The organism is Undibacterium sp. Jales W-56 (assembly GCF_025548535.1).
Lineage (GTDB): Bacteria > Pseudomonadota > Gammaproteobacteria > Burkholderiales > Burkholderiaceae_D > Undibacterium.
On sequence record NZ_JAJLQW010000007.1, the window covers coordinates 14425 to 40551 of the forward strand.

The 26127-nt window shown below is 46.9% G+C and carries 23 protein-coding genes; 6 read left to right on the plus strand and 17 right to left on the minus strand.

The features are described from left to right. Positions 1-13: 13 nt before the first annotated feature. The 7 genes from LPB67_RS17015 to LPB67_RS17045 form a co-directional block, all read right to left on the minus strand. Complete coding sequence (locus LPB67_RS17015; RefSeq protein WP_262838495.1) at positions 14-1615, minus strand: thioredoxin family protein; 1602 nt, start codon at positions 1613-1615, stop codon at positions 14-16. Between the two features lie 204 nt (positions 1616-1819). Beyond that, on the minus strand, positions 1820-2245 hold the full coding sequence (locus tag LPB67_RS17020; protein WP_316685262.1) for an energy transducer TonB: 426 nt from the start codon (positions 2243-2245) through the stop codon (positions 1820-1822). A gap of 80 nt (positions 2246-2325) precedes the next feature. Further along, positions 2326-3444: an ABC transporter substrate-binding protein gene (locus LPB67_RS17025; protein WP_262838496.1), complete on the minus strand. Its 1119-nt coding sequence runs from the start codon at positions 3442-3444 to the stop codon at positions 2326-2328. Between the two features lie 131 nt (positions 3445-3575). Beyond that, a complete protein-coding gene (locus LPB67_RS17030) occupies positions 3576-4445 on the minus strand; it encodes an ABC transporter permease (RefSeq protein ID WP_262838497.1) in 870 nt (289 codons plus the stop codon). A gap of 16 nt (positions 4446-4461) precedes the next feature. Continuing rightward, on the minus strand, positions 4462-5238 hold the full coding sequence (locus LPB67_RS17035) for an ABC transporter ATP-binding protein (protein WP_262838498.1): 777 nt from the start codon (positions 5236-5238) through the stop codon (positions 4462-4464). Continuing rightward, a complete protein-coding gene (locus LPB67_RS17040; protein WP_262838499.1) occupies positions 5238-6233 on the minus strand; it encodes an ABC transporter substrate-binding protein in 996 nt (331 codons plus the stop codon). The genes LPB67_RS17035 and LPB67_RS17040 overlap by 1 nt, the downstream gene beginning before the upstream one ends. A gap of 223 nt (positions 6234-6456) precedes the next feature. After that, a complete protein-coding gene (locus LPB67_RS17045) occupies positions 6457-7773 on the minus strand; it encodes a porin (protein ID WP_262838500.1) in 1317 nt (438 codons plus the stop codon). 184 nt (positions 7774-7957) lie between these two features. Between LPB67_RS17045 and LPB67_RS17050 the strand changes: the two genes are divergently transcribed. The 3 genes from LPB67_RS17050 to LPB67_RS17060 all read left to right on the plus strand — a co-directional run bounded on the left by LPB67_RS17050 (position 7958) and on the right by LPB67_RS17060 (position 11777). Beyond that, positions 7958-8632, plus strand: a complete 675-nt coding sequence (locus tag LPB67_RS17050; protein ID WP_262838501.1) for a response regulator — start codon at positions 7958-7960, stop codon at positions 8630-8632. Then, positions 8616-10010: a sensor histidine kinase gene (locus LPB67_RS17055; protein WP_262838502.1), complete on the plus strand. Its 1395-nt coding sequence runs from the start codon at positions 8616-8618 to the stop codon at positions 10008-10010. Before LPB67_RS17050 ends, LPB67_RS17055 begins: the two co-directional genes overlap by 17 nt. 120 nt (positions 10011-10130) lie before the next feature. Continuing rightward, a complete protein-coding gene (locus LPB67_RS17060; protein WP_262838503.1) occupies positions 10131-11777 on the plus strand; it encodes a SulP family inorganic anion transporter in 1647 nt (548 codons plus the stop codon). A gap of 44 nt (positions 11778-11821) precedes the next feature. On the opposite strand, the gene LPB67_RS17065 is transcribed toward LPB67_RS17060, so the two are convergent. The 8 genes from LPB67_RS17065 to LPB67_RS17100 all read right to left on the minus strand — a co-directional run bounded on the left by LPB67_RS17065 (position 11822) and on the right by LPB67_RS17100 (position 21695). After that, entirely contained in the window at positions 11822-13024 is a 1203-nt protein-coding gene (locus LPB67_RS17065) for a DUF2252 domain-containing protein (protein WP_262838504.1), read from the minus strand. Between the two features lie 136 nt (positions 13025-13160). After that, a complete protein-coding gene (locus LPB67_RS17070; RefSeq protein ID WP_262838505.1) occupies positions 13161-13358 on the minus strand; it encodes a hypothetical protein in 198 nt (65 codons plus the stop codon). 77 nt (positions 13359-13435) lie between these two features. After that, entirely contained in the window at positions 13436-13795 is a 360-nt protein-coding gene (locus tag LPB67_RS17075; protein WP_262838506.1) for a hypothetical protein, read from the minus strand. A 109-nt stretch (positions 13796-13904) separates the two neighbouring features. Further along, entirely contained in the window at positions 13905-16991 is a 3087-nt protein-coding gene (locus tag LPB67_RS17080; protein WP_262838507.1) for an efflux RND transporter permease subunit, read from the minus strand. After that, positions 16981-18144 (minus strand): efflux RND transporter periplasmic adaptor subunit, encoded by a 1164-nt coding sequence (locus LPB67_RS17085; protein ID WP_262838508.1) that lies wholly within the window; start codon positions 18142-18144, stop codon positions 16981-16983. Before LPB67_RS17085 ends, LPB67_RS17080 begins: the two co-directional genes overlap by 11 nt. Next, complete coding sequence (locus LPB67_RS17090; RefSeq protein WP_262838509.1) at positions 18141-19532, minus strand: TolC family protein; 1392 nt, start codon at positions 19530-19532, stop codon at positions 18141-18143. The genes LPB67_RS17085 and LPB67_RS17090 overlap by 4 nt, the downstream gene beginning before the upstream one ends. Positions 19533-19638: 106 nt before the next feature. Beyond that, a complete protein-coding gene (locus LPB67_RS17095) occupies positions 19639-21021 on the minus strand; it encodes a sensor histidine kinase (RefSeq protein ID WP_262838510.1) in 1383 nt (460 codons plus the stop codon). Beyond that, a complete protein-coding gene (locus tag LPB67_RS17100) occupies positions 21018-21695 on the minus strand; it encodes a response regulator transcription factor (RefSeq protein WP_262838511.1) in 678 nt (225 codons plus the stop codon). The genes LPB67_RS17095 and LPB67_RS17100 overlap by 4 nt, the downstream gene beginning before the upstream one ends. A 237-nt stretch (positions 21696-21932) precedes the next feature. Here LPB67_RS17100 and LPB67_RS17105 point away from each other — a divergent pair, with 237 nt between their 5' ends. Continuing rightward, the gene (locus LPB67_RS17105; protein WP_262838512.1) at positions 21933-23036 is read left to right on the plus strand and encodes a threonine aldolase family protein; all 1104 of its coding nucleotides are present in this window, start codon (positions 21933-21935) and stop codon (positions 23034-23036) included. On the opposite strand, the gene LPB67_RS17110 is transcribed toward LPB67_RS17105, so the two are convergent. Next, on the minus strand, positions 23031-23414 hold the full coding sequence (locus tag LPB67_RS17110; protein ID WP_262838513.1) for a hypothetical protein: 384 nt from the start codon (positions 23412-23414) through the stop codon (positions 23031-23033). The genes LPB67_RS17105 and LPB67_RS17110 overlap by 6 nt on opposite strands. A 143-nt stretch (positions 23415-23557) precedes the next feature. Between LPB67_RS17110 and LPB67_RS17115 the strand changes: the two genes are divergently transcribed. Further along, positions 23558-24796 (plus strand): MFS transporter, encoded by a 1239-nt coding sequence (locus LPB67_RS17115; protein WP_262838514.1) that lies wholly within the window; start codon positions 23558-23560, stop codon positions 24794-24796. Between the two features lie 225 nt (positions 24797-25021). Here LPB67_RS17115 and LPB67_RS17120 read toward each other — a convergent pair whose 3' ends face one another. Continuing rightward, entirely contained in the window at positions 25022-25303 is a 282-nt protein-coding gene (locus tag LPB67_RS17120) for a hypothetical protein (RefSeq protein WP_262838515.1), read from the minus strand. A 137-nt stretch (positions 25304-25440) separates the two neighbouring features. On the opposite strand from LPB67_RS17120, the gene LPB67_RS17125 reads away from it, so the two are divergent. Beyond that, positions 25441-26112: a DUF2726 domain-containing protein gene (locus LPB67_RS17125; protein ID WP_262838516.1), complete on the plus strand. Its 672-nt coding sequence runs from the start codon at positions 25441-25443 to the stop codon at positions 26110-26112. Positions 26113-26127 lie beyond the last annotated feature (15 nt).

Genomic DNA, 26127 nt, shown 5'->3' on the forward strand with positions numbered 1-26127 from the left:
TCAACTAAACAGATCAGGATTTAGCGTTACTCAATACCGACTGACACGCCGCACGTTGCGGGTCACTGGCCGGTAATTTGGCGCAAATGCCATCGAGTTGTGTGCGTACTTTTTGGAAGGATGCCTGGTGCTTGCCATCCTTATTCCATTCGAGCAGCTTCTTGCCCATCCGGTCCAGGTAAGCGCGGTTACGCTCATAAAATGCGTTTTCGGTTGTACCGATTTCCGCCAACACACTTTGCGCCGCTTTTTCTATGCGCGCATCTTCCGTCGGCGCCAACTCAGTCAAACCGCTGACGTAACTTGAGCCCCATTGCAAACGGGTTGCCGGACCTTTGGCTGCATTGTAGGCTTGCTCATACCAATTCACGGCTGCAGCCTTGTCGCCACGCTTCTTGGCATTCGAGGCCAAGCTGGACATGAAATAATACGGTGAATGCGAGCGTTTTAATTCGGCCTTCAGCAAATTATCGGATTCATCCAGCAATCCGGCAGAACCGTAGGCATGCGCCGCCGCATTCACTACCGATTGACGTTCATACGCATCGGTGGTGGCCTGTTCAATCTGCACTATGCGTTTTTGCACATCTTTGAGGAAGCTGGCGTCGGGTTTGGCATTGTCTAACTTAGCCAGAGTCGCCAAGCCATTCACCGCAGCTAAGCGATCGGTTTTTGAGAGCGTCGTGTCATCTGCCAATTGAAGCAAAGCGGCATTCATGGCCACCATCAACTTGCCGCGCGCATCCGTTTTAGGGGTGCTGAGATACTCCAGCAATTCGCCCGGCACACTCGTTACCACGTCCATATTGTCCCTGGCAAGACGAGGGTCAGCCAGGGCTTTAATCAGCCTATCCAGCGCCGCTGCCTTATCGATGCCGGCCTGCGCTGGCGGCGTATTAGCACTGACTGACAAGGCTTTTAAATACAAACGTGTCGCATTCGGTCCCGCCGGGCAAAGCTCTGCAAGACGGAATAAGGTAATCGCGACATCTTTATTGTTGACCAGTTTTTGTTCAGGATCATCCCAGGAATAATCGGCCAGCAAACTCCAATCCTCTACGCTTACTTTTTTACTTCCTGTCAGAGCAAGCTTCAGGCTGTCCTGCACCGACAGGCTGCTATTCATGGCAGAGACCAAGACTTGCAAATACCGTTCAGCATCGACCTCGCCCGGCAAGCGCGTGATTTCAGCGCCATCCGGTTTGAAGAGAATCATGGTTGGATAGCCGCGCACTTTAAAACGCGCGGCCAGCTTTTGCGCGCTCGGCGTATCGCCATCCAGATACACGGGAATGAAATGACGTGAACGATCAATGAAATCCTGGCGATTGAATATCGTCGCCTTTACCTGATTGCAGGGCGGGCACCAGACCGCACCCCAGTACAAAAACACCGGTTTCTTCGATGCCTTGGCTAGCGCAAATGCAGCATCGACATCATTGTCTTTGCGCCAGCCGATACCACCGGCATCGTTGTGGCCGGCAGTAGCGGCGGGCTTGTCAGTCGCAGCGAATACTGGCGGAGCGGCGCACAGAAGCAGGCTGGCGATGGAGCTCAACAATAAACCGGTTAGTAAGCGCGATGGGCCGGAAGATAAAACAGAATGAATTTTCATGGGATCAGATGATTTGCGAAAACCAAAAGTGGTGAGTTCTTTAGTTTAGCAAATATATCAACAGCGAGGGTTTGAAGTTCCCCGGCTAAAGCAAACATGATCAAGCATGCTTATGCGTGATCTGCCTTAGCCGGGATTCATCAAGATGCTATTGTCCCGATCGGAAATTCTTGAAGACTTTCTGAGGATGATGAAGACCGACGATCAGGTCAGGCTCCACACGTATTCGATTTTTGTCCAGGCTTGCTGAGGCTTGCCATCCTTTGTACCCGGCTTGAATTTGCATGCGGCATAAGTCTTTAAGGCAGCCTTATCCAAAGTTTTGGAACCACTGGATTTGTCGATTTTAGAATCCATCACGTTGCCATCAGGACCGACCAGGACAGAGAACACCACGGTGCCAGACTCTTCATTCATCAGGGAAGCTTTTGGGTAGGCTGGCTTTTCACAAGACTGCTTCTCCAATACGGGAGACATTTCAGAAGCAAAAACAGATGAAGCGGAAGCCAAAAACAAAGCTGCAATCAGGGATTTTTTCATCATTACACCAAAAATTAAGAAGATATGAGAAATTGCCCTGACAACCGAGGTCAAAAGCAAAGGCGCATAGTTTAACTTTTTAATTTCCATGTGGCAATTATTTTCACAAGAAACCATTGCTGAATGTGTCAGATAGACAAGATTCGTAACGAGTTATCGTTACAGAAGTCTTACCTTTGAATCACGCCATTTTTCCCTACAACGGTTAACTCTACAAATTTTGAACCGTCATGTGCATTGGGCGCATAGCTCACTTTGACCCCGCCCAGATCAAGATTACGCATGCTATTGAATGCTGCAATCAATTTCTCCTTATTGACTAACGGGCCGGCACGCCGCAAGCCTTCAGTGAGTAATTTTGCGGCGACAAAGCCCTCCAAAGTCGCGTACGAGACCGGGGGCGGATTATCCATGCCCTTCAATACGTGCTGAAATTCTCTTACTACCAGTACGCCAATATCTTTGGGATATGGCATGACTTGCATGATCCCTACCCCACGACCGTCATCGCCCAGAGATTTGAAAAAACTATCCGAACTGACGTTCGATAACATCAAGAACCTGGGATAAAAACCTCGTTTATGCATTTGCTTCACGAAATCGGAACAGACTGACGGAGTGCATGCCATCAGTACCGCCTGTGGATTGACGGAGATGATCTCATTGACTGCATTGTCTATTTTTAAATCTTTGCGATCATAGCTTGCCTCGGCTAGCGCTTTGATTCGATGCAAAGCCAGGCTGCGTTTAAAACCAAGCAGTCCGTCTTTCCCAAACGAGTCGTCTTGATACAGAATGGCAATCTGATTGATCTTTAGAGGCATCAATGTCTCCACCATTTTGCTGGTCTCATCCTGATAACTGGCGCGCAAATGAAAGAGATAAGGATTCAACGGCTGATGTAATGTCTGGGCACCTGAAAACGGCGCGATCATCGGTATTTTTTCTGATAGGAGCAATGGCAATGCGGCCTCGACTGTCGGCGTACTGCGGTAACCAAACAAAGCTAAGGCATGATCTTCTTTAATTAATTTTTCCGTATTGGCTTTCGTTATTTCCGGCTTTCGTTTGTCGTCATAAGTTTTAAGTTCGATATGACGCCCATAAATGCCGCCCTGGGAATTGACCCATTTAAAATAGGCTAAAGCGCCTTCCATATTTTCTTTTCCGGTAGCTTCCCCGGATAATTCAACGGATTGACCAATCACAATTTTTTCCGTCGACGGCTTATCACTTGCCTGTGCCAGATTGAAAAAAACAGCCAAAATAAAAGTTAATATTGATTTCATTATTATCGTCTCCTGATATGTCTATTTTGGATTTTTACCATGCTTCAATCGCCAGGAATGAAAGCGAAAAAAGTACAAAAAAATGCCCGCGGGAGCGGGCAAATACAAGCTTAAAATTTCATTCAATAAAATTACATGCCATGTTCAACAAATTGTGCCGGCCGCCATTTCAATAGTTTGTTTTCTATTGCAGTAAGTAAGTATTCCGCGGCAAGGGCAACGATGGCCAGCACGATCATTGCAGCAAACACACCTGCCGCATTAAAAGTGCCTTGAGCAGTTGCAATCAACAAACCGATGCCATGTCTGGCACCGAGAAATTCGCCGACGACAGCACCCACCAGAGCAAAACCGAAACTGACGTGTAGACTCGCTAAGATCCATGTCAATGCGGAAGGAAACACCACCGAGAAAGTGACCTGACGCTTATTCGCACCAAGGATGTAGGCATTCGCGATGAGGTTTTTATCGGCTTCACGAACGCCCTGAAAAGCATTGCCGAATACCACGAAAAAAACCATGACCACGGCCAGCGCAACCTTCGATCCCATGCCCAATCCAAACATGATGATAAAGATGGATCCCAGGACTACCCTCGGTATTGCGTTAGCGACTTTAATGTAAATACTCAACACATCTGCAGCCAGCTTGTTACGGCCAAGCGCTATGCCAAAAAAGATCCCGAGCAGACTTCCTATCAGGAAACCCAGTACGGTTTCTTCCATCGTGACCATCAACTCGCGCCACAAAGGTCCCTGCGCCGTACCTTCGGTCAGCCAGATCATTAATTGCTCATAGATTGCCGATGGCTTGGAAAAGAAAAATGCATCCATCAGTCCCCAGTTGACTGCCAGTTCCCAGCCAATCAAAGTAACGACCGCTAAGGCAATCCGTAAAAAAATCACTAATCGTTTGTGATTCGTTGCGCGAGCAATGGCTTTGCGCTCCTCATCGCCAAGGATAGCTGTATTCAAATTTTGTTTCATAGTTGCAGTGTTCATAGTGATTATTTCCGCTTTAAATTTGTACTTCATCTTTTAAATCGGACCAAATCTGCTTGGACAGATGGATGAACTCATTGGTATAACGCGCCTCAGAAACATCTCGAGGGCGTGTCAGCGGAATCTCATAACTACTTTTTACTGAACCCGGCCCTTTAGACAAGACAATCACGCGATCGGCCAGTGCGATTGCCTCCTCGATGTCATGGGTAACAAATACGACGGATGCTTTCTTTTCCGACCAGAGTCCGAGCAACTCATCCTGCATCAGAGCACGGGTCTGTACATCCAATGCTGAAAATGGTTCATCCATCAGCAAGATCTTCGGCTCATTAATAAAGGTTTGGGCCAATGCAACCCGTTTTCTCATGCCGCCTGACAATTGATGCGGATAATGATATTCAAAGCCGGACAAACCTACCCGGCGCACCCAATCTGCCGCCATATCTTTAGCGGTCTGCTTATCTTTACCGCGGTAAATAGGCCCAATCGCAATGTTATCGATCACATTTTTCCATGGGAATACGGCATCCGCCTGAAACACAAAACCGATATCAGGGTCGATGCCAGTAACAGGCTTGCCAAATACTTTAACGCTCCCTGTTGATGGCGGATTGAGGCCGGTAATCATGCCCAGGGTGGTTGATTTTCCGCAGCCTGTCGGACCGACGATGGCGCAAAAATCGCCTTCATTAACAGTCAGACTAAAATCTTTTAAGGCCAAGGTCACCTTGCCTGCGGGGCTGATAAACTTCCTACTGACACTGGTCAATTCGATCGCTACATTTTTCATTATTTTGCAGCTTTCACGAAATCTGAGGTGAACGTATTCGCCAGATTAATGGACTTGCCCTGGACGGCTTTATCAAATCCATTCAAGACTTTCAATACCGTTGCCGGGCCGTTTTCTGGCATTATTCCATCAGGAGTAAACATCAATTTGCTTGATTCCAGTGCGTCGATATACATTTGCTTGTTTGACGCGTAATAATCAGCCGGCATTTTTTCTGCAATTTCTTTAGCGGTATGCGTTTTGATGTACTTCAATGTTTTGACAAACGCATTGACGATTTTCTGTACTTCGTCTTTATGTGAAGAGACCCAGGCGGTAGGCATATACAGGCATGCGGCCGGATAAGTGCCGCCCAGTGCTGCTTCGGTTTCTTTAACCGTACGTAAATCAACCAGAATCGTGGCCGCGCCGGTAGAGGTCAAGCGAGAGATGGTCGGCTCGGTAGTCATGCCTGCGTCAATTTTATTTTGCGCCATTGCAGCGATAAAAGTTGATCCGGCACCGACCGGCAAGGTCGTAAACTCGCTATTTTTTACACCCGCTTTTGCCGCCAGATATTGGGTCAGAAAATTAGTCGATGAACCTAAGCCGGTCACGCCTAATGTTTTACCCTTAAAGTCAGCAGGAGATTTGATGTCTTTGGCTGCGGCCTTAGACACCAGAATAACTTCACCGGGAGCCTGGCTGAACTGCACGACTGATTGCACTAATTTGCCGCGCGCCTGCAAATCAATTGTATGGTCATAAAACCCGACCACACCCTGTGCTGCGCCGGACAACATTTCCGTTTCTGCGTTCACACCGGCCGGTTCGCTTAGCAGTTCAATTTCCAGACCGGTTTCTTTGAGATAGCCAAGCTGTTCCGCAAGTTTGGCCGGGAGATAAATCTGCTTCTCTATGCCGCCTACCATAATGGTAATTTTTTCTGCGGCAAAAGCATTCAGACTGGCTGCTAACAGGATAGTTAACGCCAAAGGTTGGTATGTTAATTTCATATTTGTCTCCATTTTTTATAGTGAGTTACGGCTGTAGTGTGCCTGATTGATTCCTTCAATTAGCTTTCACTATTAAATAATTTTGAATTGAAAACGATGAACATCTGATTCAATGAGGATGACCTTGGATGCGAATTGAAATTTTTATATCAATCGCTGGAAATAGAGGATTGGCAATGCCAGTCCCCTATTCTCAAAGACTCAATTTATTTGTCAGGATGGCTTAAAATTTGAATCGCATACCCACTGCATATTCATTTTGCGAATTAAATCCATTCGCCTGAGAGGCTAAATAAGTGCCGTCCGTATTAAGGCGGTCCAAAGCAAAGTAGAGTTCGGTCCGCTTATCAAAATGATAGAACGCTGAGCCATACCAGGTCTTACGCTTTCCAGTCGCGGTCTTCGTCGCATTGCCGGTATTAGCATAGGCATTCAGCACATAGCCGCTGCCATTCACAGCCGCATTCTCGGCATTCATGGTCTGCCAGCCTAATTCATAATCAAACTTGCCGGCAGGCGTAAACTTGGCTGACAATGTGTACGCCTTATCGCTACGATTGCCGACAGCTAACGGCTGGTCTGCCTTGTAGCTGATGTAGCCAGCATTGAGGCGCACCAAGCCGAACTGGTAATTGCCGCCGATAGAATACGATGTATGCGTATAGCCATTCACATTTGCAGAGTTATAAAAACCAGCCACATTGACTTGTCCGCCGTTATAGGCCAATCCTAAAGACTTGGTAGTGCCGGTTGACGTATCGCCAGGAATTCCGGCTACCTGATAACCAATCCCGGCAACAATGTTGCCAAACTCTTTTTTCCAAACGATACCCTTATCATAGCGAGTCCCTGTTGCGCTACCGGAGTAAAAAATCAATTGTTTGAAATTATTATTATTGGTATAGCCGCCCTCTTCCAGGGTTACTGCGGCTGTTCCATACGGATCGCCATAGATTTTTGAAAATTCACGCGCCAATGTATTCTGGCGCCCGAAAGTCAATTTACCTAAAGTCTCACTTTGCACACCGAGCCAGGCATCGCGATTGAACAAAACGCCTGGTGAATCCATACTGCCGGTAGGCAATTCATATTCGCTTTCCAATCTGAAGATGGCTTTTAAGCCGTCGGTGTCTTTTAAGGCATGCTCTCCTTCTATCCCCCAGCGATTGCCACTAAACCAGGCAATCGACATATCCTTCTGGCTGTTACCCGCTTTATTTGCGTTATCTTTACTGCTGAGACTTAAATCAATCAAGCCATATAAACGAATACTATCTCCGCTATTTTTATAAACCAATCCCTCACCCGCCGGCTGACTTATCGTTGCGGATTTTTTTGTGGCCTCTGCGGCTTCTTTAGCCGCTACCGTTGCTTGTTGAATTTGCGCCAGAGCGTCCTGAGCCTGCTGTGCAGCTTTTTGAGCATCAGCCGCTGCCTTTTGCGCTTGAACCAAAGCCTGCTGTAAATCTTGTACCGATTGCGCTTGAGTTGAACCAGCCAACACACCTAAAATGGCGATGGCCATTAACTTTTTTTTCATTTGAATGTCTCCCGATTAATAAAGTCGTATCTCACGGACCTATTGCTTGGTTGAGTGAGCCTACGCAGGTCAATGTAGTGGGGTAAAGCCTTCTACAAGCCTTCAATACAAATCTTGTGGAAAAAATGAAACGAGATAAACAGTTTCATTCAGTGGCATATCAAAATGATTTAGTCTTATCGCTATGAAATTACTCTTAGTAGATGACAATCGTGAGCTCTCGTCTTGGCTAACACGCTTATTGACCCAATCAGGCTATGCGGTTGAGCAAGCGTTTACCGGTGAAGAAGCATCGCATTTGCTGATAACGCAAAATTTCGATGCGATCCTGCTGGATTTGACGCTCCCAGGCATTAAAGGTCAGGCTGTTTTAAAGAATCTGAGAAGCAAAAATAATGATGTGCCGGTATTAATCATTAGCGCCTTAGATTCTTTAGGGGATATCATAGAAAACCTGAACTTAGGTGCCGACGATTACCTGGCAAAGCCATTCGATATCCAAGAGTTAGAAGCGCGCTTGCGTTCACTTTTAAGAAGGTCTAGCGGCAAGACGAATCCTGTAATTCAATGCGGCGCCCTGAGCTATAACAGCAATACAAAGATATTCAGCAATAAAGAAATCGATATAAATTTGACCCCAAGAGAACATGCCGTGCTTGAAGCATTAATTCGAAAATGCGGGAAAACCGTCTCAAAAAAAGAATTAGCGGACGGCTTGTTTACCCTGAACGATACGGTATCACCCAAGGCGTTAGAAATTTACATCGTTAGACTCAGGAAAAAAATAGAACATTCCGGCGCGCAAATTATTACTTTACGTGGATTGGGGTATATGTTGACTTATGTTGCCGCAACTTAAGAGTTTAAAAAGCCGGTTAGCGTTGTGGGTTTTTTTACCTACATTGCTGATATCCGCCATTGATCTGGTGGTTACTTATAAGAGCACGGATAGTATTGCTACCTTAGTGCAAGAGCAGCTATTGAAGGGCTCTGCAAAAATCATCTCGGAACAACTCGTCAGCAGCGACGGCGGTTATGAAATAAGTATCCCTCCAGCGGCGTTCGAATTATTCGCCAGCAAGTATCAGGATCGTGTTTTTTATTCAGTGCGCAGTAAGGATGGGCGGCTCATTGCTGGAGATGAAGAACTCGCCAGCTACCGAGCTGGTCTGCAGATCGAACAGGAAAAATATTTCCTGGCAAAAGTACGGGGGGAGCAAGTAAGAGTGATCGTGTATGCGCACGCGCTTCCAAGTACATCAAACAATGACTTTGCGATTACTCAGGTAGCGCAAACTTTACGCAGTCATGATGCATTCAGGGAAGACTTATTTCTACTGACAATGAGGGAACACTTAATTCTCCTGTCCTTAGTTTTGCTTGGATTAATCATTGCTTTTCGGTGGACGCTCAGCCCGCTCATTGTCTTCGGCGAAAAACTGCTAAAACGCCAGCCAGGCTCATTAGAAAAACTCGATGAAGATAACGCACCTGATGAACTGCGGCCGGTCATCTTTGCAATGAACGACTATGTAGCCAGGCTAGACAAGACATTGACATCCTATGAGCAGTTTGTCGCTAACACTGCGCATCAACTCAGGACATCGTTTGCGATTGTTACCTCTCAAATTAATTTTGGTAATAGAAATAGCCAGCTTGATCAATCGCAAAAAGACATTTTCAATGCGATTCAAAAGACTATCGTACAAGGGACGAAAGTCATCAATCAGCTATTAGTTCTGGCATCGATAGAACAAAATCGCCACATCAAAACTCAAAAAACTGTTACTCAATTTTCTGACGTTATACAGGCGGCGATAGAAGAACTGGCTCCGTTAGCACAACAAAAAAATATAGATCTCGGTATCGATACTCTTGACGAGAATTGTGCAATCAATGCGCCGCGATATTTGCTGCGCGAATTAATTTCCAATCTCATCGACAATGCAATTCAACACATGCCGTTAGCAGGGATAGTTACCGTCTCTCTCAGAAAATTAGAGCACGCTGTATTATTAGTAGTGTCGGATAACGGACCGGGCATTCCGGCTACCGAACGCAACAAAGTATTCGAACGGTTTTACAGGCTGAATGAAGATAAACCGAATAGCTCCGGATTAGGATTATCTATCGTAAAAGAGATTTGTGACATGCTGAATGCATCGATCACATTGAGTTCTCCCGAGCATGAAACAGGACTCATCGTTTCCATCGAGTTCAGGGATAAGCCAGTGTAATTACAAAATTATTTGGTCGTCAATTTCGCCAATTCAACGACAAACCAAATGAAGTATTAAAAACGGCGTTGTCATTTGTGCTACCGTCTAAGGCAGCCAACATTATTCAATATAAACAATATGAAAAATACTTCTTTATGGACGAATGTCATTGCGGGCCTCTCGCTCGCAGGCTTATTACTTCCTGAAGCGGTAGCGTATTCGAGTATTGCCAATCTACCGGCTCAAGCGGGCATCGTTGCTTTATTCGCAGGATTATTTTGTTACGGCGTCATTGGGAGCAGTCGTTATGCGATTGTAGCGGCGACATCATCATCTGCAGCAGTGCTGGCTTCCGCCTCTGCGGCAATGGCAAATGGAGATAATTCAATACGATTAGCGGCCGCTATTGGCCTGGTTATGCTGACGGGTATCTTTTTTGTTATGGCCGGCCTATTTAAACTAGGCAGCATTTCTGATTTTATTGCCAAACCAGTTTTGCGCGGATTCGCATTTGGTCTTGCCAGCATCATCATTATTAAACAAGCTGCCAATGTCTTGCATATTCATCTCCATCACTCCGACATTATTCGCATCCTGGGAGAACTGTTTGGTCAGGTTCATGACTGGAATCTGGTTTCGGGTGGTATAGGGTTAGCCGCATTAGTTCTATTATTTATTTTCGCCCGAATACCCGGGCTCCCCGGAGGATTGATCGTCATTATTTTAAGTATCTTGATCGGCAAATGGATTGATCTTTCCCAGTATGGAGTTGGCTACGTCGGGGAAATAAATTTACATCTGGAAACGCCCTCCTTGCCAAGAATGTCCTACCCGGAATGGCTTAGAATCGGCGAGATGAGCATCGCCATGGTCATGATTCTTTATGCGGAATCTTATAGTTCGATTCGGAATTTCGCGATGAAACACGGCGACCAAGTGTCGCCAAATCGTGATTTGCTGGCGCTCGGTTTTTCCAATGTCATTTCAGGGCTATTCCACGGCATGCCTGTAGGCGCCGGGTTTTCTGCCACCTCAGCAAATGAAGCGAATGGCGCCACCTCACGTCTTGCCGGATGGGTCGCGCTCATGACACTGCTCGTGATTGTGTTAACTTTGTTACCGATGATTGCGCTAACGCCAGAACCTGTGCTGGCAGCAATCGTCATACATGCGGTAAGTCATACCTTGCGCTTATCAATTTTCTATCCCTACTTCACCTTACATCGCGATCGACTTGTCGTTATAGCGGCCGTAATTGCAGTCTTGCTGTTAGGTGTGTTGGATGGTTTACTGGTTGCAATCGGAGTGAGTCTCTTAATGTTATTGCGGAAATTGTCGGAATCTACTTTGTCGATCCTTGGACGTTTAAAAAATGGCCATGACTTCGTCAGCAAAGTGGCTTATCCAGATGCAAAATCGATTCCTGGAATTTTAATTTTGCGACCAGAATCGGGACTCTTTTTTGCTAACGCTGAACGAATTCTCGCTCTCGCTAAAAACTATATTGCTATAGCTGGAGATGACGCAAAAGTCACTATTCTTAGTTTAGAGGAATCTCCGGATCTGGATAGTTCAAGTGTGGAAGCAATCATTCATTTTTGCGAAGAAATATCGGCTAAAAATACTTACCTATTTCTTGCACGTTTAAAAATACCGGCACAGCAAGTGCTGATAAAGGCAGGTATTCACACCATAGACAAGATAGAGATCAGCGACCTTAGTGTCGATGATATGGTTCAAATGGCAGAAGAAAAATGTCTGGTCGAAAGTGAATGCCGAAATTAAAATAGATAATCAAAAACGCCAGCGCCGTCAATAAATCCGACAATTTAAGAATTAAAAAAACCGTCATCAAAGGCGCAACAGTAAGTTTTCCAATCCTTTTCGATTTGCTGGGCGCACTCATCTGCAATCTTTAATAGCTGCTTACCCCATAATTTATTCTGGCCGAATTCGACCAATTCATCGGCGATTGCCGAACCATTTCTGCCCGCGCTACGAATATGCGCTGATGCCACAATATTCCCCATAGCTTGAAGTATCTGCTCCAATTCGTTTAGAGAATTAACCGATCGATCCAGGATAATCCTATCCTCGCTCGGTTGTAGTGCCCGCAAAATATAATCGGTTTTTTTTATCTTAACCGGCTGCAAAAATGCCATTGAAACAGCTTGCATACGGTGCTGCAATTCTACCGTCCGGAATGACTCAGTCTTCCATTTTGGCTGCTTCACTGTCAAATGAGGAATTAAAGACGATGGTAAAGCCTCTTTCAGATCCAACAGATAATTTCCATCTGGATGACCTTTACCATTGATCAAAATAATATAGCGCTCTACTCCTAAGCTACCTGTTCCGGCAATACGTTTAGCAACATCAATAGGCTCAAAAAAAGTTGGGTCAACCTGCTTTTTGGCAAAAACACTCATGAATTGATGAATCAAATCGAATTGATTTGACGATACTGGAAGTGCTTTTTGCCCGTCAATCTTGAGTTGACGTTTGCCTCGATAAATTTTGGTTCTTTTATTCAAGAAATCAGCGCGCGTACGTTCTCTCACATTATCAAGCAATACGCGGATTTTCCCAATGGCCGTCTCTCTTTCAATCCAATAGCTTTTTCCATGGACAAGAGATATGCGATACGATTCTAAAAAAGTTTTACTTAAAAAACTTGCCTCTTTTTTTGTAACGCCCAGGTTGATTGATCCAATCAGAATACTGGAAACCAAGCGAACCAAATCCCAGGTTAATGGAGCAAGTGCAGCCTCATCAAAATCATTAATATCAAAATAAGCCAGGCGATTATCGCCTTTATAGCTACCAAAATTTTCTAAATGCAAATCACCGCAACACCAGGTTAAAGGAGCTCGATCTAGTATTTTTTCTCTTGGAAGGCGATCGTAAAATAAATGGCAGGTGCCCCGCATAAATACGAAGGCATTACTGCGCATTTTGCGATACTTCATCTCCAATCGATCCTGATCCCGGCCAAGATTAAAATTTTGGATTGATTTGCAGATATTTATCATGGCAATCGCGCTGTGTAAAAAAAGAAATTCGTATTGGGGATACAAATAGACTTTGCTAATTTATGAATTGAGTATTTGACTCTACTAACATCAACTCAGGAATGAGCCTGCATATTTATATCTTTCATTATCAGACTCAGACAAAACCGCCTAGCTGAGCTAATTTATGTTCTTGACCGTCATGACTAATTGAAACCACGTCAATTTGAAATGACGCATTCAAATCATGCCGTAAAACTGCAGCTTTGCTAAATGCCGCTAAAAAATCATCGCCGGCATCGACGGTTTTTGTAATTTCATGTTTTTCATTTTTGCACATTAATTGGTAATGCATATTCCAGATTTCCTTTGATGGTATTGATTAAGTGATAGATGCGTAAATTCAATGTAAGGATAGAAAACAAGCAGATCTCAATGTTTTTTCAGAAGCGATTTAGTGATCTTTGCAAATTTTCCGAGATCGCAATTTGCTGGAAATACTTCTACTTCTTCATCAATCTTCAAATCCATGTCTTTTGGAATTTCTGCAATCGTGGTATAGAATTTTTTCACATGACGATAATGAATTTTCACGAAATATCTATTTTCACGCTCCGAAGAATTTAATTTCTTTAGGCATTCCGGCAGTTGATTTTCCGCGGACTTGTCATCGTACACCTGGAGTACCCAGCCATGCTTGCCGCCTGCCTCCCAGTCGACATCCGCAGAGATTGCGCTACTTACTGAACCCAGCAAAGTAAAAAAAATACTGGTAAAGAATAATTTCCTCATCATGATATATCTCCTTATTTATTGAACGTATTGTTATCCGCGCCTTGTACAAGATATCTGAAACAAGACATTGGCAATCATCAGATCCGGCATAACGTTTAAAAAAACCTTACTCCTCTTCCTTGGGCTTATCTTTAAAAATGGTGTAACTGAGCGGCAGCAATAGCAAGGTGAAAAAAGTCGCAGACACAATCCCGCCGACGATGACAACTGCAAACGGCCTTTGCGTTTCCGAACCGATTCCATGCGATAAAGCGGCTGGTAACAAACCCAGTCCAGCCATCAGTGCAGTCATTAAAATTGGACGTAATCGGGCAACGGCACCTTCAATTGCGCTGTGAAAATCGCTCGATTCATGCTTTTCAAAATGCAAAATTTGCTCAAGCATAATGACGCCGTTTTGCACTGAGATACCCGCTACAGCGATAAAACCAACCGCTGCCGACACGGAAAAATGCAAACCCGCTAAAGCCAATCCTGCGATACCGCCAATCATCGTGAAAGGAACCATGAGCAGGATCAGCATCGACATGCGAACCGACCGGAAAGCCCAAAATAGAAACGCAAATATGAGAAAAACCGTGATTGGAATGATGATTTCCAGTCTCTTGGCTGCACGCTGCTGATTCTCGAACTGCCCACCCCAGACGATGTAATAACCCGGTGGCAGATTGACTTGATCCCGTACTTTTTGTTGCGCTTCGGCGATAAAGCTGCCCTGATCACGACCGAGCAGGTTGGCTTTGACTGAAGCGTTGCGCCCGCCGGCTTCACGGCTGATTCGCCCGGCGCCCTGTTTGGTCTCTATTTGCGCAATATCGGCAAGGTCAACCGTACCTGCACCATTGGGCAGATTGATTTGCAAATTGCCGATACTATCAATCGAGTCGCGGTATGGCGCTTTCAGTCGTAACGTGATGTCGAAACGCTTATCCCCTTCAAAAAAAGTATTGACGGGATTGTCTGCCAAGGCAGTTTGTATCGTGTTGTTAACATCGATCACATTAATACCAAGCCGGGCAATCTTCTCCCGATTGATCGTAATATTGAGTTCGCTTTGCCCCCCTATTTTGACGGCATCAACATCGGTAGCACCTTGGATATTTTTTAAAATACTGGCGACTTGCTCGCTTTTTTGCGTCAAAATATCCAGATTTGGGCCAAATATTTTGACGGCAATTTCCCCTTTTACACCCGACAGCGATTCCTCAACATTGTCTTGAATGACTTGCGAAAAGTTCGTCGGGACACCAGGTAAAACGCTAATTTTTTTCGTCATATCCTCTATTAGCTGTTCTTTGTCATGGAATTTCCATTGATCGTGCGGTTTCAAGTCCGCCAGTATTTCCATGTTATTCGGACCTTTAGGATCGGTACCGTCATCGGGTCGCCCTACATGGGACACGACCGTCTTTACTTCCGGATAGCTGAGCAAAATAGCTCTGACTTGCCGTTCGATTTCTTTGGTTTTGTCCAGCGCTGTCGAAGGCGGAAGACTGATCGCCAGCCAGATATTTCCTTCATCGAGTTTAGGCAGAAACTCACTCCCCAAGCCGGGCGCAAGCCCTAATGTAATAGCTAATAAAGCGGTGGAAACAAGCATGACACTGCGTTTTTGTTTGTCTGCTTTTTGCAAAACCTTGCGATACCATTCCTGTATATTGTGCATCCATTGACTGTGTCGCTCGGCCAGACTATGGTGCTTCATTGTCAACATTAAGAGCGTAGGAATTAAGGTCATGGTTAAAATCAATGCCCCCAGCATGGCAAAGCTTAAAGTCAATGCCACGGGAGAGAAGATTTTTCCTTCTACTCTTTGAAATGTAAAAATTGGAATGAAAGCCAGGATGATGATCGCTTTGGCAAAGAGGATAGGGTGCCCCATTTCTACCACGGTGTCTTTCAGGACATGCTTACGCCATAAAAAAACATTACTCGTTTCTTCGTGATGTTTCAGTGCAAGGCGCACCATTAATGCCTCGACAAGCACAACGGCACTATCGATGATGATACCGAAATCGACCGCCCCCAAAGAAATCAGGTTAGCCGGAATTCCTCTGATATCGAGCATGATAAAAGCGCACAGGAGCGACAAGGGAATCACCGTGACTACAATCAATGCAGCGCGCCAGTTTCTGAGAAATATCATCAGGATAGTCATGACCAATACAGCACCGACAACCAGATTTTCAAACACGGTCATGACAGTGTGATGCAGTAATTCTGTCCGGTCATAGATTTGACGAAGCTTCACGCCTTTCGGTAGTTTTTGATTAACGACATCGATCTTTTGCTTAAGATTTTCGATGATCTTGGCGGCATTCCCCCCCTTGCTCATCTGTATGATGCCCATCACATAGCTATCACCCTGGTTGTAGGAGACAATGCCTGAGCGCTGGCGATGACCGACTGCTACTTCAGCAATATCGGATACAAGGACAGTCTTGCCATTCTTGGCGGTTACCACAACTTGTCCGATATCTTCTGTGCGATTGAATAAGCCGACACCGCGCACCACAAGCGCCTCATCTCCTCGACGTATCGTCCCGCCACCGACGTTACTGCTATTGTTTGTCAGCGCCGCATTGACCTGGTCCAGGGTAATGCCATAACGCTTCAGTGCATTTGGATCCACTTGGACTTGATATTCTTTGACTGTCCCTCCAAAGCTCACGACGTCGGCGACGCCGGGCACGATACGCAATTCCGGCCTGACTACCCAATCCTGCAGTGAGCGGATTTCGTTCTCAGGAGTACCTGCCGGTGCTTCGATAATATAGCGATAAATTTCACCGACCGCAGTAGTGAGTGGCGCTATGCTTGCCTGTACTCCGGTGGGTAAAGTGACGCCCTGGAGTTTTTCCAGCACTTGCTGGCGAGCGAAATAATCGTCGGTACCATCTTTAAAAGTCATGGTAACGACCGATAAACCCGTAATCGAAACCGACCTCAGTTGCGTTTGCCCGGGTACGCCACTCATCTCGCGCTCGATCGGTAAGGTGACGGCGCGTTCCACTTCCTCGGCAGCCTGGCCCGGGAACTGGGTAACAATTTGCACCTGTACATCCTGCACGTCGGGAAAAGCCTCGATAGGTAGATTGGTAAATGATCGATAGCCGAATACCATCAATGCCAAGGTGAGTACTAAAACAAATATCCTTTGAGTAAGTACGAAATTGACGAATTTATTGAGCATGGGATGCCGCCTCGGAATTCAACAACAGTGCACCCGCTGTGACAATTCGCTGACCTTTACTGAGATCGGTATTACCCGCTATGTCGGCATAACTGGCATCACGGCCTTTACGAATAATATTTACCTTCAACTTCTGAAATTCACCCTGGCGTTTCTCAATAAAAATGTAGCTGTAAAGACCTTCTGTAATCAATGCCGCGTTAGGAATCTGCAACGCTTTTTTGTCCCCGTCGGTAAAGAAATTCACTCTCGCAAACATTTCAGGCCTTAGTTTCAAATCATTGTTCGACAGTCGTCCTCGCACCTGGATACGTCGCGTACCCGGATCTAGCGCGAGGCCGATCCGATCGACTCTGGCTTCAAAGATCTGTTCCGGATAAGCGTCAAACTCAAGGCCTAATTTTTGTCCCGGCTTAATCCCGCCCATATAGCGTTCCGGGACATCAATCACCACCCAAAGCCGACTGATATCGCTAATAACGAAAAGCGGATTAGGAGCGTCTGGGCGCACTTCCATACCGGGATTGATTTGCTTGTCCGTAATCGTGCCCGAAATTGGCGCTTTTAATGCAAAGTTGCCATTGTCATTGCCGACCGCATTCAGGTTACGCAGACGCAAACTACTGCGTCGCGCTTCCGCTGCCGCTTGCGCATAGTCTGCCTCGGAGGACTCCAGGTCTTTGGCAGCAATTACTTCATGTTCGTACAGTTTTTTCGAACGCTCAAAGGCCAATTTTTTGCGATGCTCATCGGCCTTCGCTTTTGCCAGATCGGTCTCGGCAGTAGCCAGATCGGGTGAATCAAGGACGACTAAGGATTTATTTTTTTCTACGACATCGCCAACTTCTACCTTGGACGACACCACGCGCCCGAGAATCGGCGAGCTGACTCTGGCGGTGACGTTTTCGTCATAAACCAGTTTTCCATTCATCGCTTCGCTAACGGGTAAGTTCACTTCCTGTATCGCAGCTACTTTGATCGCCCCCAGTTGCGGCGCATTGGCTGGATAGCTAATCTTGCCTAGTTCAGATTTGTGATTGGCGGGAGATTCCGGTTTTTTCTCCGTTGCCTTGACCAAGCCGCTGGTATAGGTGACGACGCCGATCAAGGCGAGAATAGCCAGGCCAATCAGGTAGGATTTATTGATTTTCATTTGTCGTTCATTTCTTGAGCATATATGCGTAAAGTGGTGAATGCCTTCGCAAATTCTGTTTGCGCATTGATCGCATCCATTTCCGTAGCACGGTAAATACGTCGGGCATCAAGCACATCCATGACGCCGATAGCACCGTTTTTGAATGCGAATTCAGCCGCGTCGGCTGAGTGCTTCGCGGCAGGCAATAAATCCATCTTGAATCGCCTGAGCAATTCTTCCGAAGCTTGTGCTGACTCTATAACGACGGCTATTTCACTGCGTGCCGCATCGATATGCTTATTCAAATTTTCCTGCGCCGCATCAACGGCTATTTCTGCTGCGCGTATCTCGCCCTGGAATTCATAACGGGTAAATAGAGGAATCTGCAGCGCGACGCCATAACTATTGCCGGAACCTTGTGTATTGCCGGGGCTGGTCGGGTAGTGTTCAAATTGCAGCCCGACGGAAACGTCGCGCGTTCTGCTCGCGATCGCCAGCTTACGTGCTGCCACGGCAGCGTCCAGTCTGGCTTTTGCTGCCAGAATATTCGGGCGCTGCTGTAGTAATTTTTCCATTTCGTTATTGAGCGCAGGTATCCTTTGCTCTGGCCATTCGTCAATTGCCTGCACACTATCTGGCTGAATTTTCAGTCCAAGCATCAACGTCAGATTCATCTTCGCACGCAATAAGTCGGCGGAGGCCAGACGAGCATCGTTCTCCGCACGCAAGGCATCTACGCGTAAACGGGCAACATCTGCGCCCGCGATATCACCGATGGATTTCCTTTTACCGGCAGCGACCAGCGTGACTTGAAATAGTCCGGCCGTTTCCCTGGCAATTCTCAGCTTGTGTTGTGCGGCGATGAGATCGAAATAAGCGGCGCTGGCAGCCTGCTGGGTCTGGCGTCTGGCATCAATCCAATCGAGACGGCTTGCTTTTTCCAGATGACCCGCGCTGGCTAAACGCAATTCCCGCTTGCCGCCGCGTTCAATTAATTGATCCACACGGATAGTGCTATCAACCGTTTTCTGTTTAAGATTGCCGGGACCTATACCGAGCGCTGGATTGATCCCGACGGTTTGTAAAGTCAGTGTTGGATTAGGCGCCGCACCGGCTATCGTGGTCATCGCTTCGGCGTTGCCGATGGCTATTTGAGCCGACCTGAGATCGTGATTATTTTGCAGCGCTAATTTCACTGCCTGCGCTAAAGTCAGTTGTGAAAGTGACGGCATCAACTCGTGATCATGCAAACCTGGCTGATCGTTGCTGACAACTATCTTGGGGCTGGCATTGAAATTTGCCTCAGTCACTGAATTTGTCTGAGCGACTGCGTCCGCAGCGATATGAGCTGCGCCGAGTAATGCAATTATTTTCCAGCTACGCCTTGTCAGGCAATAAGTCATCATAATTTTCTGCACAAAAGATATAAGGCATGAAAATTATACTGAGCGTATCTGTCGCGACAATGACAGTAAGCTGACAATTAGCTGACAAGAAGAGTAATTGAAATAATTATTCTGAGTATTGATTAAATAGTACGGTGAATATGGTGCCACCTCCCGGCGTGTCGCCAATAATGATCCGGGCAGCATGATCTTTGACTATGTCAGAGACAATCGCCAGACCTATGCCATTGCCTATGGTGCGATCGGCGATGCTTTCGTTGATGCGATAGTGGCGGTGGAAAATGGATTCCCGTTCCGCTTCAGGGATCCCCGGACCGTTGTCTTCCACTGAAAAAACCGCCATGCCCTGACTGACCTGAGTCCGCACAGTCACGACTCCATGCTCTGGCGTGTAGGTAATGGCATTATCAATCAAGTTTTCAACGAGATCGCGTAAAAGAAATGCATCGCCGGATATCTGCACCGGATCAAGATCAAAACCTAAATCAATCAGCTTGCGGTCCGCAGCCCCAAGGAAAGAATGGATACTATCTGCCACGATCTTATCCAGAAAAACCGGTTCTAATCTTTTGCGCTCAAACTTGCTCGGCTCGGCGCGCGCAAGAGATAATAACTGGTTCGTTTGCCGTATCATCCGTTCGGTTGACATCATCATCAAATCGACAGATCTTGCGGTATTGACCTCGTTAGCATATTTATCTTGCAGCCATTCAAGCTGTGCCTTGAGACCTGCCAGCGGTGTGCGCAACTGGTGGGCAATCGTGGCTAAAAACTCTTGTTGGGTGATCGCACCGATTTCAATTTTATGCAGCAATCGATTGATGGCCGTCACAACCGCATCTAGTTCAATCGCATTTTCTTCTACCGAGATCGCTGACAGTTCGTCAAAATTGCGTTGATTTAAGTCCGCCTGGATTTTGTTTAGCGGCAGCAAGCCATTCGTGACAGCCATCCATGCCACTCCCAGCAACAACGCGGTGATACTGCCTTCTACCAGGATGAGGGCAAAGAGTATGCGCAATTGAATTGCATTGCGTTTTTTTAATGTTTCAGCGGCATGAATGACGACAGGTTCATCCCCGATCATAAATTTGATGCTGGCAATACGGATTTCCTCTCCGCGCATTGCCCCATTCTGGAAATAGGGCTCATCAAATTTCAATGGCACTTCTGTATTCGGGAAATCCTTGTCTCCTGCCAGCGTTTGGTTAGACTGATTGCGTATCACCAGATAAATCGTGTTGAAATGATCCACTCTCAATACCTGCTCGACTGAAGTCGGCAGATCCACGTCGATGTTACCCGACTGCTTGGTGAGGCGCGTGCTCAAAGCCCAGCAAGTTTCAGATAAACTTTGATCAAAAGCGATTTGTGCCGGCGTCCATGCCAACCAATAGACCAGGCTACCGCCGATTAAATTCACGGCTAACAAAGGGACAATCAGTCGCAGTAGCAGGCTGCGGCGTATGCTCGGTCGATGCGTTTTCATTGAATTTGGGTTTGCTCTTCAAGCATGTAACCGAACCCGCGAATAGTGCGTATCACGACCATTGCCCCTGTCAGTTTCAGCCGGATTCGGGAAATATAAACTTCGATGGCATTGACGCTGATATCTTCGTCAGATTGCAGAATGGCGTCGATGATTTGCTGTTTTGAGACTACCCGTGATTCATGTTCAAGCAAGTATTCTAAAATAGTCCATTCGCGTGCCGACAGTTCGATCGAATTACCGTTAACGTGGGCACGTTTGGTGACTGAATCGAACGCCAACTTACCTAACTGTATTTCGACGCTCTTTGGTGAACTCCTACGTACCAGGGCCTTTAATCGGGCCACCAGTTCAAGCGTTGAAAAAGGTTTGATTAAATAATCGTCCGCGCCCAGCTCAAAACCGCTCACCCGATCCAAAATAGCATCTCTGGCCGTCAGCAGTAACACCGGAACGGTATTGCTTTTTTCTTTTCTCAGCCGTCGCAATACTTCAAATCCGTCGATATCCGGCAGTCCGATGTCCAACACCATGACCGAAAAATTTTGCTGCTCTGCGAGAAAGACCGCATCCCTGCCGTGATGAACGACATCGACCAGCATGCCCTGCTCACGCAGCATCTGGGATACACCCTCAGCCAATACTTTATCGTCCTCTACCAATAGGATATGCATAAAATCAAATCATTTTTCTGTGTCATGAAGAATTCCACCCCGGTATCCGCAATGCTGCCCAGTATCCCGCCATTTGGAAAGATCTTAACATTCCCTACCTCTAAATAAAAAATCCCATTCATTAAAAACTTTCGCGGATATGCATGGCGCTGTCTCAAACATATCCGCTCAGATGGATGAGCGCCTTGATCCATTACAATGGGTAAGCCTACCCACTTTGCTTTGAGGAGTCACAGATTGACGAATGCTGAAATCGCCGCGCTGCGCCTGAGTTGCCATACGATCTTGCCCGGACATAAATTACTGCAGCCTGCTGAGCAATTTGCCGCGATGGCGCAATGGTGCGCTGCTAACGAAGTAAGCCACGATACTTATGGCGAGGGGGAGTTGGTCCAGGATTTTGAGAAAAAAATCGCCACCCTCCTGGGCAAAGAGGCTGCCTTATTTTGTATTACCGGTACCTTGACCCAAGTGACGGCGTTGCGCCTGGCTTGCGCAGAACGCGGCAGCAATCTGGTCGGACTGCATCCGACCTCGCATATTCTGGTGCATGAAAACAGTAATCACCAGTTGCTCCAGCATTTCCATTCCTGTCAACTCGGGAATGCCCATCGCCCTTGGACAGTGGAAGATTTAAAGGCAATCCCCGAAAAAATCGGTGCAGTCCAGTATGAATTGCCGATGCGCGAAATCGGCGGACAACTACCGACCTGGGCGCAGCTCGAAGACATCAAAGCCTATTGCAAGCAAGAGCAAATTCATCTGCATATGGACGGCGCTCGCTTGTGGGAGGCGCAGAGTTACTATGCCCGACCTTTGCATGAGATTGCCGGTGATTTCGATACCGTCTATGTCTCATTCTATAAAGGCATAGGCGGTCTGGGTGGCGCGATGCTCCTGGGTAGTCAGCAGATGATCGATAAAGCACGCCTGTGGATGCGCCGGCAAGGCGGCAATGTCTTTCGCCGCACACCGTATGTAGTCGCGGCAGCAATGCAATTCGATCAGCGCATCGCCGACATGCGCGCCTTGTTCCAGCGTACGCAATCACTTTATGAGGTGCTGACCGGCTATCCGCAATTGCGCGTGAATCCGGCGCAACCGCAGGCGAATATGCTGCATCTTTATTTACCGGTGAATAAAGACCGTGCAACAGAGATACGCAACGACATCGCTAAAGAGCATGGCATCTGGCTGTTTGGCAATGCCGTACACACTGCCTTGCCCGACCAGTCGATGTTTGAATGGTATGTTGGCGATCAGCTATTGCATATGCCAGATGAGCGGCTCAGAAATGCACTCGATTTATTCGTCGCGGCATTGAGTATGGCCGGCTTATAAAGCAGGATCACGCTTACCTGACAAATACAGCAGGAATACAATCACGAACAAGCCATCCAGCGCAATCACCGGCAACATCGGTTTGAGCGCCGGATCGTTCAGACTGCCAAGCAGCACCCCCACCAGGCAGATTTTTTCTATCGTGACCGCGATGATGACCGGTGTACGCAGCGCCGGAAGAAAAGCAGAATACATCAGCAATCCTCCGAGACAGGCAACCAGTAATCCCCAATGCCGCGCAAATAATAATCCGGCGCTGTCAGCGACAACCAAGTTTTGTATATGCAATAGTTGCGCTGGTGCGATAAACTGTAGTCCGACCAGCAGCATGATGCCGCCGGCGATCATGAGTATGGCTTTGATATAACGTGCGATCATGCTCTTGTCTCCTGTTGGCGTGACTATGTTGTATAACTGTTTTTGGTGTCAGTACTTTACACCGCCTTTGAATCAAATGAGTCAAATCCAATTTGACTGCGCTAACGTTCCAAAAAATCGACACGCAATCTAGTCGCTCTCACATGCAAATCCAGTCCAGGCCGTTCAATTCTGTTTTTAATTCTTATCTGATTTATGTCGGCGTGGCACTTGCGTCGGCCGGGGTTGCCTTGTACACGCCCTTAATCGTATCGGAAACGGGTAAATCCTTTTCCGGCACCTGGGCTGCGTCGATTTTATTTGGTTTGAATCTGGGGCGCGTCATTGGCTCGCATCTGGGTAGCCGCTACCCTGGCCTGGCGAATCACCCATTCTCGGTTACGGCGAATATCCTGCTCGAAGGCATAGCCTTGTATTGCATGGCCTACCTGCAACAAGCGTGGGCGCTTGCGGTGTTTGCCTTGCTCGCGGGATTGGGCAGTGGCCTGTCTTTTCCCGGATTAAAAAATTATTTACTCAAGCTTAAAGAGCTGGATCAGGCTTCGCTATTCAGCCGTCTCGCTTTCGCTATCCGCATGGGACTGGTACTGGGTTATCTGATTGCGGGCTGGGTACCGAATCATAGTTTAAAAATTGTGTTCCTGATCGTACTGATCACCTTTATCGCTTACGCTATCTTCATGCTGTATGCGATGCGCGCAATTGCCCGATATGAGGCAAACGCCAATGCGGCACTGGCAGCACAGCGATTGACTGAAAACACGGCAGCAAGCGACGCTCGCAAGCTGGCTACACCAACATCATCGGCCAGATTGCCTATTTTATTTCTGTTATCGAACGCCGTGTTCTGGTGTTTTGCGGTACAACCGATGATTGGTTTTAGCCTGCACATTCCTAAATACACGCCAGAGATTCCGGTCTCGACCCCGTTCTGGCTGGCGGCGCTGGTGATTATTTTTTTCCAAATTCCGGTATCCAAGCGGGCAGTGCGTACCTTGGAACATTTTCGCTTTTTACAAATCGGCTACGCCTGCTTATTCGCTAGTTTTGCATTGATGCTGGTCGCCGGCAATCATGGTATTTCAGTGATCGCCTCTGCGATCTTGCTGTCATTTGGCCAGGTGTTTTACGGCCCTTCATTTGACGTGCTGATCGCAAGGCATGCGAACCGCTCATCGGAAGACACGGGCAAGCTGATGTCGCAGCAGATTTTCTATCAAAGCGTCGGCACCATGATAGGTAGCCTGGCAGGCGGTGTGCTGTTCGACCTAGCACAGACTGTCCATATGCCGTCGCTGAACTGGCTGCTGCTAAGCCTGGGAAGCCTGTGGATGATGGTGTTGAGTAAAAATAAAATTCCTGCGCTGTACCGTAAAGCATAAGCTGATTGACATCACGATAACTCAATCGTGATAACGACTTATCAGTAAGTCGTTCTATTCCCTCTGGAATCAAGTCTTCATATTACTATCTTAAAAGTTATTCCCCCCCCAAAAAATGTCATGCACTGCGTAGCAGATTTCACCCCTTTTGTAATTAACGATATCGTGGGTCTGGACAGTGCGTTCAGGCCGCCTTTTTATACATGTACAAAATAAGTAAAATGATCAGGTAAAACTAAAAATCGCATCACAACCTTCTCTGGCTTCTTCTATCCCGTCGAGTTCGTCGCTCATTTCAAGATCGAATAACTCCTCAATCGCATTCATATAGCTATTAACCCGTGTCGCACCTATCAGCCGGTAAATATCGCCGGCCTCGTTGCGGATACCAATAATCATTTTCTCTTCTTTCACGATATCCACGCTGACTTGCGTAAGCAACAGGTTGCCGATAATTTGTTTGTCGATTTTAGCGACGGCTTTGCCGGGAATGAGTGCGGTTTTCAAGAGTGCTCCAAATTGTTACCGATGATTGATGAATGAGTAAATGATGATTGCGACGAATTTAATAACATTATCCGCGTTTTTCATACAAAGACGTGTTAGCATTTAAACATCTATCTAAAAACACTTTTGTGCTTCACATGATTAACCAATTTTTCGACGTTCCAGGCAAGGTTTTCCTACTTTTTATTGTTGCCTTGTTACTTCTCAGTATTTTCCTGAAAGCGACCAAAGCCAAACCGAAAAGAAAGCGTCCGCAATACAAACCGGCAGCCTTGATGACGCCGAATGAAATTGAGTTTTTTGGCCGCCTGTGCCGTTCGCTGCCGGGCGTGCATGTATTCCCGCAAGTCGCCATGGCGGCACTGATCACTCCGGTCGACAGTTTTCAGCAAAATCGCTATGCGTATTGGAAAATCAACGAGAAGCGGGTCGATTATGCGATTTACAACAAAAGCATGGAGTTAATCTGCATCGTCGAGCTGGATGACCGTATGCATAATGCGGAAAAGGACAAGGAGCGCGATCAATTGACCCGCAGTGCCGGCGTATCAACCTTGCGCTGGCAGTCGCGCACCAAACCGTCGGAGCTGGAAATTTTTCAGGCAGTGAACCAGTTGCCTCATATGGTAAACAATCCCCTGTTACCGGTGGAGCGCAAGCCGCGCCCTCCTGCCCGGGCCCGTTCGGATCGCTCCAGACAGTCATCGCCGCATCAATCACAGCAGTCCGCTTATTCAACAACGCGGCCCATATCTCAGCATGCGCGACATCACTCGCCGGCACCGCGGTCCTTATCGGAAGACGCCTGAATTTTTCCGGTGGAG

Excerpts from the sequence above, each read along its gene's own strand:
- LPB67_RS17015 (WP_262838495.1), bottom strand. The coding sequence starts at position 1,615 with ATGAAAATTCATTCTGTTTTATCTTCCGGCCCATCGCGCTTACTAACC.
- LPB67_RS17110 (WP_262838513.1), bottom strand. The coding sequence starts at position 23,414 with ATGATCGCACGTTATATCAAAGCCATACTCATGATCGCCGGCGGCATC.
- LPB67_RS17025 (WP_262838496.1), bottom strand. The coding sequence starts at position 3,444 with ATGAAATCAATATTAACTTTTATTTTGGCTGTTTTTTTCAATCTGGCA.
- LPB67_RS17045 (WP_262838500.1), bottom strand. The coding sequence starts at position 7,773 with ATGAAAAAAAAGTTAATGGCCATCGCCATTTTAGGTGTGTTGGCTGGT.
- LPB67_RS17095 (WP_262838510.1), bottom strand. The coding sequence starts at position 21,021 with ATGAAAACGCATCGACCGAGCATACGCCGCAGCCTGCTACTGCGACTG.
- LPB67_RS17090 (WP_262838509.1), bottom strand. The coding sequence starts at position 19,532 with ATGATGACTTATTGCCTGACAAGGCGTAGCTGGAAAATAATTGCATTA.
- LPB67_RS17030 (WP_262838497.1), bottom strand. The coding sequence starts at position 4,445 with ATGAACACTGCAACTATGAAACAAAATTTGAATACAGCTATCCTTGGC.
- LPB67_RS17115 (WP_262838514.1), top strand. The coding sequence starts at position 23,558 with ATGCAAATCCAGTCCAGGCCGTTCAATTCTGTTTTTAATTCTTATCTG.
- LPB67_RS17060 (WP_262838503.1), top strand. The coding sequence starts at position 10,131 with ATGAAAAATACTTCTTTATGGACGAATGTCATTGCGGGCCTCTCGCTC.
- LPB67_RS17040 (WP_262838499.1), bottom strand. The coding sequence starts at position 6,233 with ATGAAATTAACATACCAACCTTTGGCGTTAACTATCCTGTTAGCAGCC.
- LPB67_RS17075 (WP_262838506.1), bottom strand. The coding sequence starts at position 13,795 with ATGAGGAAATTATTCTTTACCAGTATTTTTTTTACTTTGCTGGGTTCA.
- LPB67_RS17065 (WP_262838504.1), bottom strand. The coding sequence starts at position 13,024 with ATGATAAATATCTGCAAATCAATCCAAAATTTTAATCTTGGCCGGGAT.
- LPB67_RS17050 (WP_262838501.1), top strand. The coding sequence starts at position 7,958 with ATGAAATTACTCTTAGTAGATGACAATCGTGAGCTCTCGTCTTGGCTA.
- LPB67_RS17125 (WP_262838516.1), top strand. The coding sequence starts at position 25,441 with ATGATTAACCAATTTTTCGACGTTCCAGGCAAGGTTTTCCTACTTTTT.
- LPB67_RS17020 (WP_316685262.1), bottom strand. The coding sequence starts at position 2,245 with ATGGAAATTAAAAAGTTAAACTATGCGCCTTTGCTTTTGACCTCGGTT.
- LPB67_RS17035 (WP_262838498.1), bottom strand. The coding sequence starts at position 5,238 with ATGAAAAATGTAGCGATCGAATTGACCAGTGTCAGTAGGAAGTTTATC.
- LPB67_RS17070 (WP_262838505.1), bottom strand. The coding sequence starts at position 13,358 with ATGCATTACCAATTAATGTGCAAAAATGAAAAACATGAAATTACAAAA.
- LPB67_RS17085 (WP_262838508.1), bottom strand. The coding sequence starts at position 18,144 with ATGAAAATCAATAAATCCTACCTGATTGGCCTGGCTATTCTCGCCTTG.
- LPB67_RS17100 (WP_262838511.1), bottom strand. The coding sequence starts at position 21,695 with ATGCATATCCTATTGGTAGAGGACGATAAAGTATTGGCTGAGGGTGTA.
- LPB67_RS17055 (WP_262838502.1), top strand. The coding sequence starts at position 8,616 with ATGTTGCCGCAACTTAAGAGTTTAAAAAGCCGGTTAGCGTTGTGGGTT.
- LPB67_RS17080 (WP_262838507.1), bottom strand. The coding sequence starts at position 16,991 with ATGCTCAATAAATTCGTCAATTTCGTACTTACTCAAAGGATATTTGTT.